This is a genomic window from Massilia sp. Soil_C_3 (assembly GCF_057657035.1).
On record NZ_JBDGJG010000006.1, the window covers coordinates 272013 to 289201 of the forward strand.

A 17189-nucleotide genomic window follows, 5' to 3' on the forward strand; every position below is an offset into this window, starting at 1 on the left:
GCGAGGCACGCAACCTTGGGTTCCCGCCTTCGCGGGAACGACGGGCGGGGGCTAACTGGATCGATTGCTGCCGCTACGCCGTCTCGGCCCAGCGCAACCTGATCTCGCGGATCGCCGGCATCTGGTCGGCGAACAGGTCCACCAGCAGCGGGTCGAAGTGGCGGCCCTTCTGCTCGCGGAGAAAAATCACCGCCTCTTCCTCGGTCCAGGCCTTCTTGTACGGCCGCACCGAGGTCAATGCGTCGAACACGTCGGCGATCGCCACGATCCTGCCCACCAGGGGAATGTCTTCTCCGGCCAGGCCGTTCGGATAGCCGCTGCCATCGTATTTCTCGTGGTGGGTCAGCGCGATCTGGCGCGCCAGCGACAGCATGCCGCCATCGTGCTCGCCGATGATCTCGGCGCCGATCGTCACGTGGCCCTGCATGATCTTCCACTCATCGGCGTCGAGCGGACCGGGTTTCTGCAGGATGCGGTCGGGGATGCCGATCTTGCCCACGTCGTGCATCGGCGCCGCGTGCAGAAGGTCGTCGGCTTCGATCTCCGTCATGCCGGCGGCGATGCCGAGGATGCGCGAGAAGTGGCTCATGCGGATCACGTGCAGGCCGGTCTCGTTGTCCTTGTACTCGGCCGCCAGGCCCAGGCGCTGCACGATCTCGAGGCGGCTGGCGCGCAGTTCTTCCATCCGCACCAGCGACAGGTGGGTGCGCACGCGCGCCCGCACCACCGGTGGGCTGACCGGCTTGGTGATGTAGTCGACCGCGCCGGCCTCGAAGCCTTCGACCTCGTCGGCGGTCTCGGTCAGGGCGGTCACGAAGATCACCGGCACCGAGGCGGTGGCGGGATGCGCCTTGAGGGCGGCGCACACCTCGTAGCCCGACATCCCGGGCATCATCACGTCCAGCAGCACCAGGTCGGGCTGCTCCTGGCGCGCCAGTTCGAGCGCGCGCGCGCCGTCCTTGGCGAACAGCAGGCGATAGTGGTCCTGCAGGATCTGGCGCAGCAGCTGCAGGTTGCTGGCTTCGTCGTCGACCGCGAGGATCAGCGGGCGGGTATTCGGTTGGCTCATGCTGGGGATTCGTCGGAAATTTCGTCAAGTGCCCCATCACCCAAGAGGCCGATGACGGTCTCCAGGTGCCCGAGGGCGAGGTCGAAGTCGAAGTCGGCGATCGCGGACTGGACCTGGGCGACGCGGGTGGCGGCCGGATGCGCCGCCAGCGCCGCGGCCAGGCTGGCCATGGCGCCGTCGTTCAGGGCGCCGCGGCGCAGCGCCTCGAGCAGCACGCCGCCGGCGCGCCGCGCGCGCGCCAGGTCGACCGTGCTGCCTTGCGCCACGGGCGCCGGCGCCGTCGCCACGGCGCGCAGCGCCTCGAGGGCGGCGTCCAGCGCATTGGTCGCCACCACCACGGTGTTGGCGACCCGGCGCGCATCGGTCGGCACCGCATCGGTGGCCTGCTCCAGCGCGGCCAGGGCGTCGGCCAGCAGCTCGAGGCCGACGTTGGCGGCCGCGCCGCGCACCTTGTGCGCCAGCATGCGCAGCTGCTGGTGCTCGCCGCCGGCCGCGTGCAGGCGCAGCGCCTGGCCCAGGCTGGCGTACTGGCGGGAGAAGTGCTCGAGCGCCTCGGCATAGGCGTCCTCGCGGTTGCTCCAGCGGTGCAGGCCGGCGCGCCGGTTCAGTACTTCGCGCGGCGCATTGGCCGCACCAGGCGCGTCCGGCGCGCTGCTCGAAAGGCCGAGCACGCGCGCGATCTCGTGCGACAGCGCGAACCAGTCCACCGGCTTGCTGGCAAAACCGTCCATGCCGGCATCGACGCTGGCAGTGCGGTGTTCCTGCAGCACGCTGGCGGTCATCGCGATCACCGGCAAACGCGGGCGGCCCTCTCGTGCTTCACTGGCCCGAATCGCGCGGGTGGCGGCCAGGCCGTCCATGGTCGGCATCTGGAAGTCCATCAGCACCAGGTCGAACCCGCCGCCGACGGCCAGTTCGACCACGGCGGCGCCGTCGCGCACGGCGGTCATGGTGTGGCCGCGGCGGCTCATCAGGAGCTGCATCAGTTCAAGGTTCTGCGGCACGTCGTCGGCCACCAGCACGCGCAGCGGCGGCAGCACGGCGGCGCTGCGCACGCGCGGCGCCTGTTGCGCAAAGCGCGCCAGCACCAGCGGCACCCGCACGTGGAAGGTGGTGCCGCATCCGAGCGCGCTCTCGGCCCAGATCCGGCCGCCCATCAGCTCGACCAGCTGCTTGCTGATCGTGGTGCCCAGGCCCGTGCCGCCGAAGCGGCGCGTCATCGAGGCGTCGGCCTGGGTAAACGGGTCGAAGATGGCGGTCAGGCGCTCGGGCGCGATGCCGATCCCGGTGTCGATCACGGCGATGCACAACTGGTCGCCTTCGGCGCCGACCTTGAGCGTGACGCTGCCCTTGGCGGTGAACTTGATCGCATTGTCGAGCAGGTTGGTCAGCACCTGGCGCATGCGCAGCTCGTCGCCGCGCAGGCCGGTGGGCAGCGCCGGATCGTACTGGATGTCCAGGTGCAGGCCCTTGGCGCGCGCGTTCGCGGCCAGGGTCGAGGACAGTTCGTCGATCAGCGACAGCAGGTTATAGTCGTTCTGCTCCAGCTCCACCGCGCCTTTTTCGAGCTTGGCGGTGTCGAGGATCTCGTTGAGCAGGCGCAGCAGGGCGCGGCCGGCGCTGCGGATGGTGTCCAGGTGGCGCCGCTGCTCCACGTCCAGGTCGCCGTCCAGAAGCACGTCGGTGAAGCCCAGGATCGAATTCATCGGGGTGCGGATCTCGTGGCTCATATTGGCCACGAAGGTCGCGCGCGCGGCGGCGGCCTGCTCGGCGGTTTCCTTCGCGGCGCGTAGCGCTTCTTCCATCTGGCGGCGTTCGGTGATGTCGAGGATGACGCCGTCCAGCCACTGGACGTCGCCGGCCTCGTTGCGCACGCCGGTGCCGTTTTCCCACAGCCAGCGCACGCCGCCATCGGCATGCAGCAGGCGGTATTCCACCAGATAGGGCCGGCCTTCGCGCAGCGCGGCGCCGGTCGCCTTCGCCACCCGGACGCGGTCTTCGGCATGGATCATGGCGCCGAACACGCGCCGCGGCGGCTCGCCCAGGAAGTCGGCGGCCGGATAGCCGGTGACGCGCTCGACTGCTTCGCTGACGAAGACCATCGGCCAGTCGCCATCGAGCTTGCTGCGGTAGGAGATGCCGGGAATATTGCCGATCAGGGAACGGAACTGCTGTTCGCTGTCGCGCAGCGCCCCTTCCATGGCGCGCCGCTCGCTGATGTCGGTGACGAAGCAGACGAACAGGTCTTGTCCATCCAGCAGCGCGTGGCCGAGCGCCCCACGCACCGGCACCAGGCTGCCGTCCTTGCGCAGCCCGAAGGTCTCGGTGCTGGTGTTGAGGCCTTCCAGGCTGCCCTTGCGCAGCACGTGCAGCAGGCCGCGTTCGGCGGTGCGGTCACGCTCATTGAGCAGCAGGGCGATATTGCGCCCGACGATCTCGTCGCGCCGCCAGCCGAAGATGCGCTCGGCCGAGGCGTTGAATTCGGCGATGGTGCCGTCGCGCCCGACCGTGATCACGCCGTCGACGGTGGTGGTGAGCAGCGCGCGCATCCAGGCTTCGCTGCGCTCCAGGCCGAGATACATCTCGCGATAGCGCAGCAGGCCGTTGACGGCCACCACGCCCAGCGACAGCGCCACCGTGATGACGGTGATCGACAGCGCCAGGAAGTCGCTGTTCGAACCGTCCAGGCCCATCGGATCGACTTCGCCGGCGAAGCGTGCGGCCGCCATCCCGGTGTAGTGCATGCCGGCGATGGCGCAGCCCATCACCACCGCTGCAACCAGCAGGCGGCGCGCTTCCGTCATCGATTTCCAGCGCGACAGGCCATGGCGCACGCCCAGCGCCAGCGTGGCCAGCACTACCGCGACCACGATCGACAGCGCGAACATGGCCGGATCGTAGTAGAGGTCGAGGCGCATCCGCATGCCGGCCATGCCGGCATAGTGCATGGCGCCGATGCCGGCGCCGACCAGCACCCCGCCCACCAGCAGGTGCGTCAGGCGCAGCTGGGGACGCGAGATCAGGTTCAGCGCGATCCAGGATGCGCCGATGCTGGGCAGGGCCGACAGCAGCGTGATGCCACGGTCGTAATGGACCGGCGTGCACAAGTTGAAGGCGAGCATGCCGATGAAGTGCATCGACCACACGCCGGCGCCCAGCGCCAGGCTGCCGGTTCCGAGAACGATGGCGCGGTGGGCGGAGTTAGCGCTGGCGCGGCCCGTTATCTGCAGGCCCATCCAGGAAGAAAAGATCGCCACCAGCAGCGAGAGCACGACCAGGCGTGGCTCATAGACCCCATAGGTCAGCATGGATGGATCGGCGGGTGCGTTAAATAGTTGCAACATGAATTCGCGGGTAGTCAGGATAGGGAAACTCTATCCATAGGGCATGACCGCGAAGTATGGCATCTTCCCGCGTGGAAATGTAGTGATTGCTGGATTTACTGGATTTTTAGCGATGTAATGTAGCTTCCGAGCGACCATTTTGGTACGGGCCGTGGTTGAGCGACCACGCCCGCTTGCAGACTGGACTGGGCTACGGCGATCGGGGTGTGGCGTCGGAGGGGGATGGCGGCAGCGTTGCCTCGAAGCTTTCTGGCGGCAGTCCCTGGCACCAGCGGCGCCAGATCAGGCGCAGCGCGTGCTCGATGCCGTCGGCGACCCGGGTCCTGGAGTCCGACGTGGGCAGCGCATAGCGTTCGCGCAGCGTGGCGCGCACCGCCGCCAGCGCAGGCAGGTCGGCGCAGATGGCCAGGCCCTTGGCGACGAAATCGTCGACGCCGTGCGCGACGAAATGGTGCAACCCCCAATGCTCGAGGATGCAGGCGGTTTGCCGTCCGCTCACGGTGCCTGCATCCAGGGTCAGGGTCGGCACGCCCATCCAGCCGGCGTGCATGGTCGTGGTGCCGCCCGTGTAGGGGAAGGTGTCGAGGCACAGGTCGACCTGCCCGTGCAGCGCCAGGTAGTCGTGCATCGCGATGCGGCCATGGAAATCGACGCGGTGCGCGGCGATGCCTTCCTGGTCCAGCCAGGCGCGCAGCTGTGCAAGGTCGTCCTGCTCGGGCATCCCGGCCACCAGCAGCCGCGCATCGGGCAGGGCGCGCAGCAGCGTCCCCCAAGCCTGGATCACTTCGCGGTTGAACTTGCTGAGACGGTTGAAGCTGCCGAACGTGACATGGCCGTTGGCCAGGGCGGGCAGCGGGCCGACGTCGGGCGCGCTGGTGACCGGGTGGAAGGGTATCGACATTGGCAACTGCAGCAGTTTCTCCGAGAACAGGTGGTCATACTGTCCGTGCGGCAGGAATTTGCGGTCGGCCAGGTAGTAATCCATGGCCGCCAGGCCGGTGGTGCCGGGATAACCCAGCCAGGATGCCTGCACCGGCGCCAGCCGGCGCGCGAAGGCGGGCAGCCGGTTGAAGGAAGTGTGGCCGGACAGATCGATCAGGATGTCGATGCCGTCGGCGCGCACCAGCCGCGCCAGCGCATCGTCGTCGAGTTCGGTAATGTCGCGCCAATGGGGCAGGTGGCCGCGCAGGCGTGCGGTGACCGCGTCATTCAGGGTGTGGTTGTAGTAGGCATGCAGCGCCAGTCCGGGACGCTGCCCGAGGCGCTCGAATACCGGCTCGATGAAGGCGGCGACCGCATGGTTGCGCAGGTCGCCCGACACGAAGCCGATGCGCAGGCGCCGCTCCGGCTCGGGCGTGTTGTCCCAGTGGAGCGACGGCGCGGTGTTCCGTTCGACCAGCTCGCCATAGTGCAGGTGCTCGCGGAACAGTGCGTCCGGCGTGAGCCCGGGCATTTCGTTCATGCAAAACAACATATTGCTGCGGGCGCCGATATTCTCCGGGCGCCGCTTCAGCAATGTGCGATAGACAGCCACCGCTTCGGCCGCCCGGCCCTGGGCCTGCAAGATCAGCGCAAGTGTGATGGTGGCATTCTCATGCTGCGGATCGAGCGCCAGCGCCGCGTTGACGATGGCATACCCCTCGGACAGGTTTCCCTGCTCGGACAGGGTGATGGCCAGCTGGTTAAGGGCGTCCGCATTCCCGGGCTGCCGCGCGATCACGCGCCGCAGCACGTTCTCGGCCTCGTCCAGCCGGTTGGCGCGCATCAGCAGCGTACCCAGGTTGTTGAGCGTTTCGAGATCGTCGTCGTCGAACCTGGCGGACATCGCCATCGCATGCAGGGCCGCCTGCGCCTCGCCCTGCCGGTGATAAATGCCGCCCAATAATTTCCAGCCGAACGGGTGCTGGGGGAAGCGCTCGACCAGGGCGCGCGCGACCTCGTACGCTTCTTCGCTGCGTCCCTCGGCGAACAGCGCTGCGGCGGCGTCGATCTCGGCGCTGTCGGGCGCGCCCGAGCTTGCCAACTGCCGTTCGATGTCGTCGATGACCGGACCTTGCAAGCCGTGGGTGCGGCCGAGCTGGAGCAGTTGCGTGGCGGCGGCGAACTGGCGCGCTGAGATCAGGGCGTCGAGATAGGCCAGCCAGTGGGCCTCCTGGTCGGGGTCGGCTTCCAGGGCGGCGGCGAAATGGGGCATCGCCACCTCGGCATCCCCGGCGCGGATGGCCAGCACGGCCACGGCGTGGTGCGCACCGGCGTGGCCGGGTTGGAGATCGAGCACCGCCCCGTACAGGGCGAGCGCCTGGTCGACGTTGCCCGCCTCGGTTTCGTGGTGTGCGGCCTGCATGGCCTGGTCGACGATCTGGCGGACGTCAGCGCTGGGTGGGAGCGTGCTCATGCCGCTACATTAGGGTATGACGTGGGCGAGGGTCAAGGAGAGGCCATGGGTGGCGGCATGCCGCGCCACTGGCTGGGCTGGATAACAAAAAACCCGCTGGTCCGATAAAGGATGCGGGTTTTATGCTGTACCGAGGAAATTGCTGGGTTTGGTGCCTCCGGCCGGAATCGAACCGGCACGCCTTACGGCGCTTGATTTTGAGTCAAGTGCGTCTACCAATTCCGCCACAGAGGCCCAATAGCAGGCGCGCATCTTAGCACATGGCGCACACAACTGACCAGTGTGCGCAAGAAATTGGCACAACCCGGCATGCGGCTACCCTCAAGCACGCCGCCAACCCGGGCCCAGCGCGGTGGCTCAGCGCGCGATCCGGTGCTGCAACAACCGCAAACTCCCCACCGGCCCGACGATCTCCAGCACGTGCTCGCGCACCGCGACATTGATCGCGCCTTCCTGCCCGCGCAGCCAGGGGCGCGGGCGGAAGTAGCGGATGCTGGTGCTGTCCGCCGCGGTGCGCCGGTAGCCCAGCGTGCCGAGTGCTTCGTCGAGCGTGGTGATCATGTAGTGGGCATCGAAGCGGGTGCGCATCTCGAAGCGCCCAGGCCCGAGCATATATACCGGCAGCAAGCCGCCCACGATGGTCGGCAGCACCAAGTAGGGCAGGGGCGTGTCGGGGTCGATCAGGTTCAGCGCCAGCACCAGCAGAGGCAGGCCGCCCAGCAAGGTCAGCGCCCAAGGCAGGGACTGGCGCCAGGTGTCGATGCGCCGCAGGAATCCGGGCCGCTCCCGGACACGGACGATTTCTGAAAACGTCACACTCTTCATGGTGATCTCTCCCTCACTCGTTTCGTGCAACGGTTTGTTTTGCTACCAATGTAGCTAGCGCAACAACCATTCAGCCCGGGCATTAATTATTATCGACTCGATTGTGACGAGCGGTCCGGGCTAGTGTTTGACTCCGCGCAAACACGCATCCTTTGCAAATAGGTTCTCATATTGGCAACACTTGCCGCGCACAGGTGAATATCGTTGCTCGCAAGCCTCATAAAGGAACAAGCCGCACAGTGTGCGGCTTGTCGAAGTGCATCTTATTGACTGCGGCGGAACAGCCTGAAGCGCTCGTCGCGGTCGGAGGCGCGCCGGCCTTCCCACAGCGGGATTGTGTTGCGCACGCCCCATTTGCGCAGCAGCGCGCGGTCGTTGCGGTTGCGCAGGCTGTCCTGCAGCAGCACATAGTCGCACTTGTCGCCGGCCAGGGTCACGAAGGGCAGGCGTCCGTAATAGGCCAGCGAAGCGCGCTGGGCCGGGCCGACATTGGTCTCGATGCAGTCGGTATCGGCCGGCAGGCGCGCCGCGATCTGCTGGGCCACGCCGGCGTAGCTCTTGCCGTAGTTCAGGTCAGGCAGGAACAGGGTCATCAGGAGCACCCACAGCAGGATCAGGCCGCCGGACGACAGCACCACCGCGCGCCACAGCACCGACGGCTGGCGCGACAGGCGCCAGTGCACGAGCACGACCCAGCCCACGCTGGCGGCAGCCGCCACGGTGAAGGTGACGATGCCGATTTCCGGCGTGAAGCCAGGCACCAGCTTGAGCGCGTTCTTGGCCAGCTGGGCCGGCCAGCCGGTCAGCTTGGCGATCCAGAACAGCCAGATGGTGGCGCCCAGCATGGTCAGCACCATCACCGAGAACCAGTCGATGGCGTTGATCGCGCCGCGCTTCATGGTCGGCAGGCCGAAGGCGGCCATCAGGGCCAGCGGCGGCAGCATCTTGAGGAAGTCGCTGTTCTCGGGCACCGGGTCGCACAGCAGCTGCAGCACCAGGGCCAGGAAGAAGAACACCGGCAGCACGATGTGCAGCATCTGCTGCTGGCGGCGCCAGGCCCAGACCGCCCAGAGCGCGAATGGCCAGGCCGGCCAGAAGAACCAGACACCTGTGCGGAAGAAGGTCTTGACCGCAACCCAGCCGGGCAGGCCGAACTGCTCTGCGTTCCAGGCCAGCCAGTCGGCCACCGGCGGCAGGCCATACGGCTGCACGACGACGGCGGGCAGGATCCACACCATGGTCAGGCCGACGCCGACGCCGGCCGCCACAAGCAGGTGGCGCAGCGCCTGGCCCGCGGGCATGTCGAGATAGCGGGTGCAGGCGAACAGGGCCACGATCAGCACCAGCGGCGGCAGGAAGCCCTGGGTCAGCGTCAGGGCGCCCAGGGCGAGGCCGACCAGCACCGCGTTGCGGGTGCTGGTGTGCTCGACGTAGCGCACGGCGCGGTACAGGAAATAGGCCAGCAGCGCGCCCTGCAGGGTGGCGGCCAGGGTCAAGTGGCTTTGCAGCAGCAGGCCCAGGCTGCCGAGATAGATCAGGACGGCGGTGTCGCCCAGCGTGCGGCCGTAATCGTCGGGCTCGGGCTGGCCGCCGAAGGCCAGGCGCAGCGGCTGCGCCTCGGCGCGCCGTCCAAGATGAAAGGCGGTGTACCACAGCGACATCGTGCCCAGCACGAAGATGGCGATGGTCGAGACGCGCGCGGCCAGCACGTCGCCCAGGATCCAGCCGAACAGCTTGATGCAGATGGCGCCCAGCCAGAAGGCCAGCGGACCCTCGTCGACGCTGGCCAGGCCGGCGATGTTCGGGTACAGCCAGTCATCCAGGCCGCCATGCGCCATGGTCCACATGATGCCGAAGCTGCCGGCGTCTTCCTTCCACAAATCGCGGCCGATGATGCCGGGCAGGATGTACAGCATGCCCAGCGCAAGCAGGGCCCAGCGGGGCAGCGCCAGGGTGGCGGCGGCGGGAAGACGGACTGGTTTCATCGGCAAATCGGATGGATGGAATAACTGCGTAGTATAGCTGCGAAAAAAAAGAAGCCGCTGAGGCGGCTTCTTTGGCGAAGCCCGGAGGCTTCGAAGATTCTACTGCGGCAATTAGCCGTTGGCGACCGAGGTCTTCGAGCCGACTGCGCCGAACTTCTGGCGGAATTTTTCGACGCGACCAGCGGTGTCGACGATCTTGTGCTTGCCGGTGAAGAACGGGTGCGACTCAGCCGACACCTCGATCTTGACCAGTGGGTAGTCTTTACCTTCGTGGTTGATCGTTTCGCGGGTGTTGATGGTCGAACGGGTGATGAATTTGAAGTCGCACGACAGGTCGTGGAAGACGACTTCGCGGTAATCTGGATGGATATCGGTCTTCATGGTATTGCTTTCTATTGAGTTGGTAGCCAAACAGCACTTCGGCGGTCGTCTTGCTTCTTGACCCGATTGCCGATCACTTGCCAGGGGTTGGACTGAACCGGAGATTATAAATTGGTTTTGCGTGGCAGGCAAACATTCGCATTCCATTGTTATCCTATATACGTCGCTCCCGCGCAGGCGGGAACCCAAGTGCGCATGCGCAGTGGTGGTGTTTATAGCAGACGGCGGCGCAAAAGCCTTGGGTTCCCGCCTGCGCGGGAACGACGGTCTTAAGGACATTGGTGGAAAGTATTTATCGGCAGTGCAAACAAAAAAGGCAGCCCGAAGGCTGCCTCTGCACGCGGTGCACCGGGGCGGATCAGCCGCCGCGGCGCATCATGTCGAAGAACTCGACATTGTTCTTGGTCGCGCGCATCTTGTCGAGGATGAACTCCATCGCCTCGATCTCGTCCATCGAGTACAGCAGCTTGCGCAGGATCCAGATTTTCTGCAGCTGGTCGGGCTTGATCAGCAGTTCTTCGCGGCGGGTGCCCGATTTGTTCAGGTTGATCGCCGGATAAACACGCTTCTCGGCCAGGCGGCGCTCCAGGTGCACCTCCATATTGCCGGTGCCCTTGAATTCTTCGTAGATCACGTCGTCCATGCGCGAGCCGGTCTCGATCAGCGCGGTCGCGACGATGGTCAGCGAGCCGCCTTCCTCGACGTTACGGGCGGCGCCGAAGAAGCGCTTCGGACGCTGCAGCGCGTTGGCGTCGACACCACCGGTCAGCACCTTGCCCGAGGCCGGGATCACGGTGTTGTAGGCGCGTGCCAGGCGGGTGATCGAGTCCAGCAGGATGACCACGTCCTTCTTCATTTCGACCAGGCGCTTGGCTTTCTCTAGCACCATCTCGGCGACCTGCACGTGGCGGGTGGCCGGCTCGTCGAAGGTCGAGGCGACGACTTCGCCGCGCACCGAACGCTGCATCTCGGTCACTTCTTCCGGACGTTCGTCGATCAGCAGCACGATCAGGGTCACGTCGGGGTGGTTCGCGGTGATCGCATGTGCGATGTGCTGCAGCATGACCGATTTGCCGGACTTCGGTGACGCCACCAGCAGGCCGCGCTGGCCCTTGCCGATCGGCGAGATCAGGTCGACGATGCGGCCGGTGATGTTCTCGGCGCCGTTCATGTCGCGCTCCAGGCGCAGCGGCTCGTTCGGGTGCAGCGGGGTCAGGTTCTCGAACAGGATGCGGTGCTTCGACGCTTCCGGCGATTCGCCATTGACCTTGTCGACCTTGACCAGTGCAAAGTAACGCTCGCCGTCCTTCGGCGTACGCACTTCACCTTCGATCGAGTCACCCGTATGCAAGTTGAAACGACGGATCTGCGACGGCGAGATATAGATGTCGTCGGTCGAAGCCATATAGCTCGCGTCCGGCGAGCGCAGGAAACCGAAACCGTCCGGCAGCACCTCGAGGGCGCCGTCGCCGAAGATCTGCTCGCCCTGCTTGGCGCGCTTCTTCAGGATCGCGAACATCAGTTCCTGTTTGCGCAGGCGGGCTGCGTTGTCGATGTCGAGGCCGATTGCCATTTCCAGCAGCGCGGAAACGTGCATCGCCTTCAGTTCAGATAAATGCATGTGTGTGGGTGACCCGTGACGGGTGAATTAGGTAGGGGAGGGGACTGCGTGGGTTAATCGAGGCGGGAGGGTGACTCCCGGCCAGTATTGTGACTGCGTGGCGACTGCGCGGGCGCGCCGTCGCCGCTATATTACTTGTATCAGATGTTGCTGTCGATGAAAGCGGTCAGCGGACCCTTGGCGACTGCGCCGACTTTCTGGGCTGCGACCTGGCCATTCTTGAACAGGATCAGGGTCGGGATGCCACGGATGCCGAACTGGGCCGGCACGGCCTGGTTCGCGTCGACGTCCATCTTGGCGATCGTGATCTTGCCTGCGTATTCCTTGGCTACTTCTTCCAGGATTGGGGCAATCATCTTGCAAGGACCGCACCACTCGGCCCAGAAATCGACCAGCACCGGCTGCTCGGACTTGAGCACGTCGGCTTCGAAGGATGCATCGCTGATGTGTTTGATGTTTTCGCTCATGGTTTCCTCAATGTGAGGTAAGAATCGTTATTAACGCCTTGAGACTCGTCATGCGGAATGTCTCGACCGGCTACCGTGTGTACTGCCTTGCCAAATATTGCTGCTACACAATGGTGGAGGCACTGTGTGCGAATTTCAATATTGGAAGAACGGCTAGAGGGTGTCAGGCGGGGAATGAGGCGAATAATACCCCATTTTTTTAAAAAGTGTTCGGGGCTTTGTACAAAATCTCAACATGCCAGCGCATGGCGCAATTGCTCGGGCGTGAGCGGCTTGCGGAACGAGCCAACCACCCGCAGGCCGAGGGCGCGCGCCAGTTCGGCGGCCGCCTCGCGCACCTCGTCTTCGAGGGCCGACAGCAGGATCACCTTGCCGGCATAGCCCAGGCTGGCCGCGACCTGCAGGAATTCGATGCCGTCCATCTCGGGCAGCACCAGGTCGCAGATCAGGACGTCGGGCATGGCTTCGTCGAGCCGGGCCAGGGCCTGGCGTGCATCGAGTTCGAGGACGATCTCGCACGGCCCGCAAGCCGCCAGCATCTCGCGCATCACCTCCAATAGCAGATGGTCGTCGTCGAGCACCAGCACGCGCAGTAGCGCGGAAGGCGAGTCGGCGTCGTCGGGAGGCATGTTCGTCATTATCTGGAATGGGTAGATCGACGGCCATTATCGCGAAAAACTGGCAAGCCGGGTTGTCCGCAACCACATTTAACGGTATTTATTTATCAAACGCTGCCCGTGAAGCGCGCCAGATGCCCCGGATGCCACATGGTGGCCACCGACGCCACCCGGCCGGCCGAGGTGGTGCGCCGGTGCAGCACCAGGCACGGGGCGCCGGCCTTGACCGCCAGCAGGCGCGCCTCTTCCTCTGGCGCCGGCTGGGCCTCTATCGTATAGGTGGCCCCCTGCAGCGGTGCGGTGGCCATCAGGTGCTCGTTGGGCGTGATGCGGGAAAAATCCTGCTCCAGGTAGGCCGGGGCGCAGACCGGGTTCACCCAGCGGTCTTCGAGCTGGACCGGCGCCTCGTTCTCGAAGTGGACGATCAGCGAGTGGAACAGGGTGGCGTCCGGCTCCAGGTCGAACTCGGCGGCCAGCGTGTCGTCGGCGCTTCTTGCCTCCAGCGCCAGCACGCGGCTGGTGTGCAGCTTGCCGCGCGCGCGGATCTCGTCGGCGATATTACGGATCTCGACCAGCGTGCCCTGATACTTCTGGGGGGCGACGTAGGTGCCCGAGCCCTGGCGCCGCACCAGCACCTGCTCGGCCGTGAGTTCACGCACGGCGCGGTTGACGGTCATGCGCGAGACACCGAACTGGCGCACCAGCGCCTGCTCCGAGGGCACCAGCTCGCCTTCCTTCCAACGTCCAGAGGCGATTTCGCCAACCAGGTAATCCTTGATCTGCTGGAAAATGGGCGACTTTTCCTGCATGCTGTCTTGCGCGGGCTGTGCTTCCAAACTCAATCTCCGAATGCCTGGCCTCTGGGACCCAAGCCCGATTCTAGCATCGCGATTCGAAAGCAAGACCCGGAGTGCGGCCTGGCGGCGGCGGCGTCAGGATGGCGCTATTGCTGAAGGAGGACACCATCATGACGACAACGGATAGGGACGACATCGACACTATCGGCGACGATGCGCGCTGGGACGCCGTGCAGCGGCGCGATGCCGGCGCCGACGGCAGTTTCTATTATTCGGTGCGCACCACCGGGGTTTATTGCCGGCCCTCGTGCCCGTCGCGTGCTGCCCGCCGCGCCAACGTCGCCTTCCATGCCAGCAGCCAGGCGGCCGAGGCGGCGGGCTTCCGGCCCTGCCTGCGCTGCGCGCCGCACCTGCCGCCGCTGGCCGAGCGCCAGCGCGAGGCGGTGGCGCGCGCCTGCCGCCTGATCGAGGAATCGGAGGAGGAGCCCGATCTGGATACCCTGGCCAAGGCCGCCGGCATGAGCCACTTCCACTTCCACCGCGTGTTCAAGGCCCAGACCGGGATCACGCCCAAGGCCTATGCGGCAGCGAGGCGCGGCGCCCGGGTGCGCCAGGAACTGGAGGGGGGCGCCTCGGTCACCGACGCCCTGTACGGCGCCGGCTATGGCTCCAGCGGACGCTTCTATGCGGCGTCGAACGAGGTGCTGGGCATGCAGCCGTCGAACTACCGCGCCGGCGGGCAGGGCGAGACGATCCGCTTTGCCGTAGCCGAATGCTCGCTGGGCGCGATCCTGGTCGCGGCCACCGGGCGCGGCATCTGCGCGATCCTGATCGGCGACCAACCGGAACCGCTGGTGGAAGACCTGCAGGCGCGCTTTCCCAGGGCCGAGCTGCGCGGCGCCGAAGAAGGCTTCGAGCGCACCGTGGCGCTGGTGATCGGCCTGGTCGAGCAACCGCGCATCGGTCTGGAGCTGCCGCTCGATGTGCGCGGCACCGCCTTCCAGCAGCGCGTGTGGCAGGCGCTGCGCGCGATTCCCTCGGGCCAGACGGTGACCTATGCCGAACTGGCCGAACGGGTCGGCCTGCCAGAGGGCGCGCGCGCCGTGGCCGGCGCCTGCGCCGCCAATCCGGTGGCGGTGGCGATTCCCTGCCATCGCGTGGTGCGTACCGGCGGCGCGCTGTCCGGCTACCGCTGGGGGATCGAGCGCAAGCGCGCACTGCTCGAGCGCGAGGCACAGCAGTGACCGTCATCGATTGGGATGACGTCGGCGTCCGGCTCGACGACGCCGGCTGCGCCGTGATTCCGGGCCTGCTCGATGCGCGCCACTGCGCGCGCTTTATTAGCGCCTACGACGAGCCGCAGCGCTTTCGCAGCCGCGTCGTGATGGAGCGCCACGGCTTCGGCCGCGGCGAATACCAGTATTTCGGGTATCCGCTGCCGGAGCCGCTGGCCGCGCTGCGCGCCAGCCTGTATCCGCCGCTGGCGCGCATCGCCAACCGCTGGCAGGCGGCGCTCGGGCTGGACGTGCGCTTCCCAAGCGACCACGCCGATTTCCTGGCGACCTGCCACGCGGCCGGCCAGCTGCGTCCAACGCCGCTGCTGCTGCGCTACCGCGCCGGCGACTACAACTGCCTGCATCAGGACCTGTATGGCGAACAGGTGTTTCCGCTGCAGGTGGCGGTGCTGCTGTCGCGGCCTGGCGAAGACTTCGATGGCGGCGAGTTCGTGTTGACCGAGCAGCGGCCGCGCATGCAGTCGCGCGCCGAAGTGGTGAATCTGACGCAGGGCGATGCGGTCGTGTTCGCGGTCAACCAGCGGCCGGTGCAGGGCACGCGCGGCGTCTACCGGGTGGCGATGCGGCATGGCGTCAGCCGCGTGCGGCAGGGCCTGCGCCATACGCTGGGGATCATCTTCCACGACGCCACCTGAAGGGCCGCCGCCCTCATGCAGTACACTCTCCACACCGTGCCCACGAAGCGCGGAAACATACTTATCGGAGAGAAGAAAAAGCATGCGCGCGCGCCAGATATCCCTGCAGTGTTCCTTACTCGTCCTGGCTGCCCTCGGCAGCCTGTCGGCACATGCCGTCACCCTGATCGACAACGCCAACGGCTATACGCTGAACGTAAAAGGTGAGCTGGTCCAGTTTACGTCGATCGCCTTCGACGACAAGGGCCGCATCATCGCCGTCGGCAGCGGCGCCGACGTCGCCGCGAAAGCGCCGAACGCGAAGCGCGTCGACATGGGAGGCCGCACCCTGCTGCCGGGCCTGATCGACGCCCACGGCCACGTGTTCGGCCTGGGCCAGCAACTGACCCAGCTCGACCTGTTCCACAGCACCTCGCTGGACGGCGCCCTGAAGTCGATCGGCGACTACGCGCGGGCGAACGCTGGCCACGAATGGATCCGCGGCCGCGGCTGGAACCAGGAAAACTGGAAGCTGGGCCGCTTCCCGACCGCGCAGGAACTCGACGGCGTTATCAAGGATCGCCCGGTATGGCTGGAGCGCGTCGACGGCCACGCCGGCTGGACCAATAGCCGCGGGCTGGCGCTGGCCGGCATCACGAAATCGACGCCAGACCCGGTCGGCGGCAAGATCGTGCGCGACGCCAATGGCGACGCAACCGGCGTGCTGGTCGACACCGCGCAAGAATTGTTGACCCGCGTGCTGCCGCAGCAGACCGAGGCCGAGGGACGCCTGATGCTCGACCGCGCGCTGGCCGAACTGGCGCGCGTGGGACTGACCAGCGTGCACGACGCCGGCGTCGACGTGGCCCAGGACCGCCTGTACCGCGCCTATGCCGATGGGGGCAAGCTGACCACCCGCGTGTACGGCATGATCGCCGGCACCGACAAGGACTTCGACCAGCTGGCCGCCAAGGGCCCGCTGAAGGACTACGGCAACGGCATGTATGCGCTGCGTTCCGTCAAACTGTATTCGGACGGCGCGCTGGGCAGCCGCGGCGCGGCCCTGATCAAGCCCTACAGCGACGAATCGCATTCGCACGGCCTGCTGTTCTACAAGACCGCGCAGATGGACGCCATGATGGCCAAGGCCATGCGCCGCGGCTACCAGGTCAACGTGCACGCGATCGGCGACGCCGGCAACAAGCAGATCCTCGACATCTACCAGAAGGAACTGAAGGCGACGGGCAGCGCAGCCCAGCGCCACCGTATCGAGCACGCCCAGGTCGTGACCCCGGCCGACATCCCGCGCTTCAAGACGCTGGACATCATCCCGTCGATGCAGCCGACCCACGCGACCTCGGACAAGAATATGGCCGAGACCCGCATCGGGCCGGACCGCATCAAGGGCGCCTACGCCTGGCGCAGCTTCCTGCACCAGGGCTCGCGCATCGCCTGCGGTTCGGACTTCCCGGTCGAGTCGCCGAACCCGTTCTTTGGCATCCACGCCGCCGTCACGCGCCAGGACGCGCAGGGGCAGCCTGTGGCCGGCTGGTATCCGAACCAGGCGATGTCGCTCAAGGAAGCCTTCCGCTGCTTCACCCTGGACGCCGCTTACGCCGGGCACCAGGAAAAAGACCTGGGTTCGCTGGAGCCGGGCAAGCAGGCCGACTTCATCGTGATCGACCAGGACCTGTTCCGCATGCCGACCTACGACATCCACAAGACCGGCGTGCTGGAAACCTGGGTGGCAGGGCGCCAGGTATTCAAGAAATGATTTGA

13 protein-coding genes and 1 tRNA gene are annotated in these 17189 nt (G+C 66.3%); 3 read left to right on the forward strand and 11 right to left on the reverse strand.

Annotation, left to right across the window (positions count from 1 at the left end):
- Nucleotides 1–73: 73 nt before the first annotated feature.
- The 11 genes from AC3A6F_RS14155 to hutC form a co-directional block, all read right to left on the reverse strand.
- On the reverse strand, nt 74–1069 hold the full coding sequence (locus tag AC3A6F_RS14155; RefSeq protein ID WP_487681730.1) for a response regulator: 996 nt from the start codon (nt 1067–1069) through the stop codon (nt 74–76).
- Nucleotides 1066–4413 carry an MHYT domain-containing protein gene (locus AC3A6F_RS14160; protein ID WP_487681732.1) on the reverse strand — a complete coding sequence of 1116 codons (3348 nt, stop codon included), beginning with the start codon at nt 4411–4413 and terminating at the stop codon, nt 1066–1068. Before AC3A6F_RS14160 ends, AC3A6F_RS14155 begins: the two co-directional genes overlap by 4 nt.
- Before the next feature lie 190 nt (nt 4414–4603).
- Nucleotides 4604–6808: an O-linked N-acetylglucosamine transferase, SPINDLY family protein gene (locus AC3A6F_RS14165; RefSeq protein ID WP_487681734.1), complete on the reverse strand. Its 2205-nt coding sequence runs from the start codon at nt 6806–6808 to the stop codon at nt 4604–4606.
- Between the two features lie 149 nt (nt 6809–6957).
- Nucleotides 6958–7042: transfer RNA gene (locus tag AC3A6F_RS14170), tRNA-Leu, on the reverse strand.
- Nucleotides 7043–7165: 123 nt separating this feature from the next.
- Nucleotides 7166–7633 carry a hypothetical protein gene (locus AC3A6F_RS14175; RefSeq protein ID WP_487681736.1) on the reverse strand — a complete coding sequence of 156 codons (468 nt, stop codon included), beginning with the start codon at nt 7631–7633 and terminating at the stop codon, nt 7166–7168.
- 263 nt (nt 7634–7896) lie between these two features.
- Nucleotides 7897–9618, reverse strand: a complete 1722-nt coding sequence (locus tag AC3A6F_RS14180; RefSeq protein WP_487681738.1) for an ArnT family glycosyltransferase — start codon at nt 9616–9618, stop codon at nt 7897–7899.
- A 111-nt stretch (nt 9619–9729) separates the two neighbouring features.
- The gene (locus AC3A6F_RS14185; RefSeq protein WP_487681740.1) at nt 9730–9999 is read right to left on the reverse strand and encodes a type B 50S ribosomal protein L31; all 270 of its coding nucleotides are present in this window, start codon (nt 9997–9999) and stop codon (nt 9730–9732) included.
- 358 nt (nt 10000–10357) lie between these two features.
- Nucleotides 10358–11620: a transcription termination factor Rho gene (gene rho / locus AC3A6F_RS14190; RefSeq protein ID WP_005665081.1), complete on the reverse strand. Its 1263-nt coding sequence runs from the start codon at nt 11618–11620 to the stop codon at nt 10358–10360.
- A 140-nt stretch (nt 11621–11760) separates the two neighbouring features.
- Nucleotides 11761–12087 (reverse strand): thioredoxin TrxA, encoded by a 327-nt coding sequence (gene trxA, locus AC3A6F_RS14195; protein WP_005665082.1) that lies wholly within the window; start codon nt 12085–12087, stop codon nt 11761–11763.
- A gap of 230 nt (nt 12088–12317) precedes the next feature.
- Nucleotides 12318–12725, reverse strand: coding sequence for a response regulator (locus AC3A6F_RS14200; protein WP_487681743.1), 408 nt, complete (start codon nt 12723–12725; stop codon nt 12318–12320).
- 86 nt (nt 12726–12811) lie between these two features.
- On the reverse strand, nt 12812–13513 hold the full coding sequence (gene hutC / locus AC3A6F_RS14205; protein ID WP_320474124.1) for a histidine utilization transcriptional repressor HutC: 702 nt from the start codon (nt 13511–13513) through the stop codon (nt 12812–12814).
- A 158-nt stretch (nt 13514–13671) separates the two neighbouring features.
- On the opposite strand from hutC, the gene ada reads away from it, so the two are divergent.
- From ada to AC3A6F_RS14220, 3 genes are all read left to right on the forward strand, one after another.
- A complete protein-coding gene (gene ada / locus AC3A6F_RS14210) occupies nt 13672–14745 on the forward strand; it encodes a bifunctional DNA-binding transcriptional regulator/O6-methylguanine-DNA methyltransferase Ada (RefSeq protein WP_487681745.1) in 1074 nt (357 codons plus the stop codon).
- On the forward strand, nt 14742–15431 hold the full coding sequence (locus tag AC3A6F_RS14215) for a 2OG-Fe(II) oxygenase (RefSeq protein ID WP_487681747.1): 690 nt from the start codon (nt 14742–14744) through the stop codon (nt 15429–15431). The genes ada and AC3A6F_RS14215 overlap by 4 nt, the downstream gene beginning before the upstream one ends.
- 82 nt (nt 15432–15513) lie before the next feature.
- Nucleotides 15514–17184 carry an amidohydrolase gene (locus AC3A6F_RS14220; protein ID WP_487681748.1) on the forward strand — a complete coding sequence of 557 codons (1671 nt, stop codon included), beginning with the start codon at nt 15514–15516 and terminating at the stop codon, nt 17182–17184.
- Nucleotides 17185–17189 lie beyond the last annotated feature (5 nt).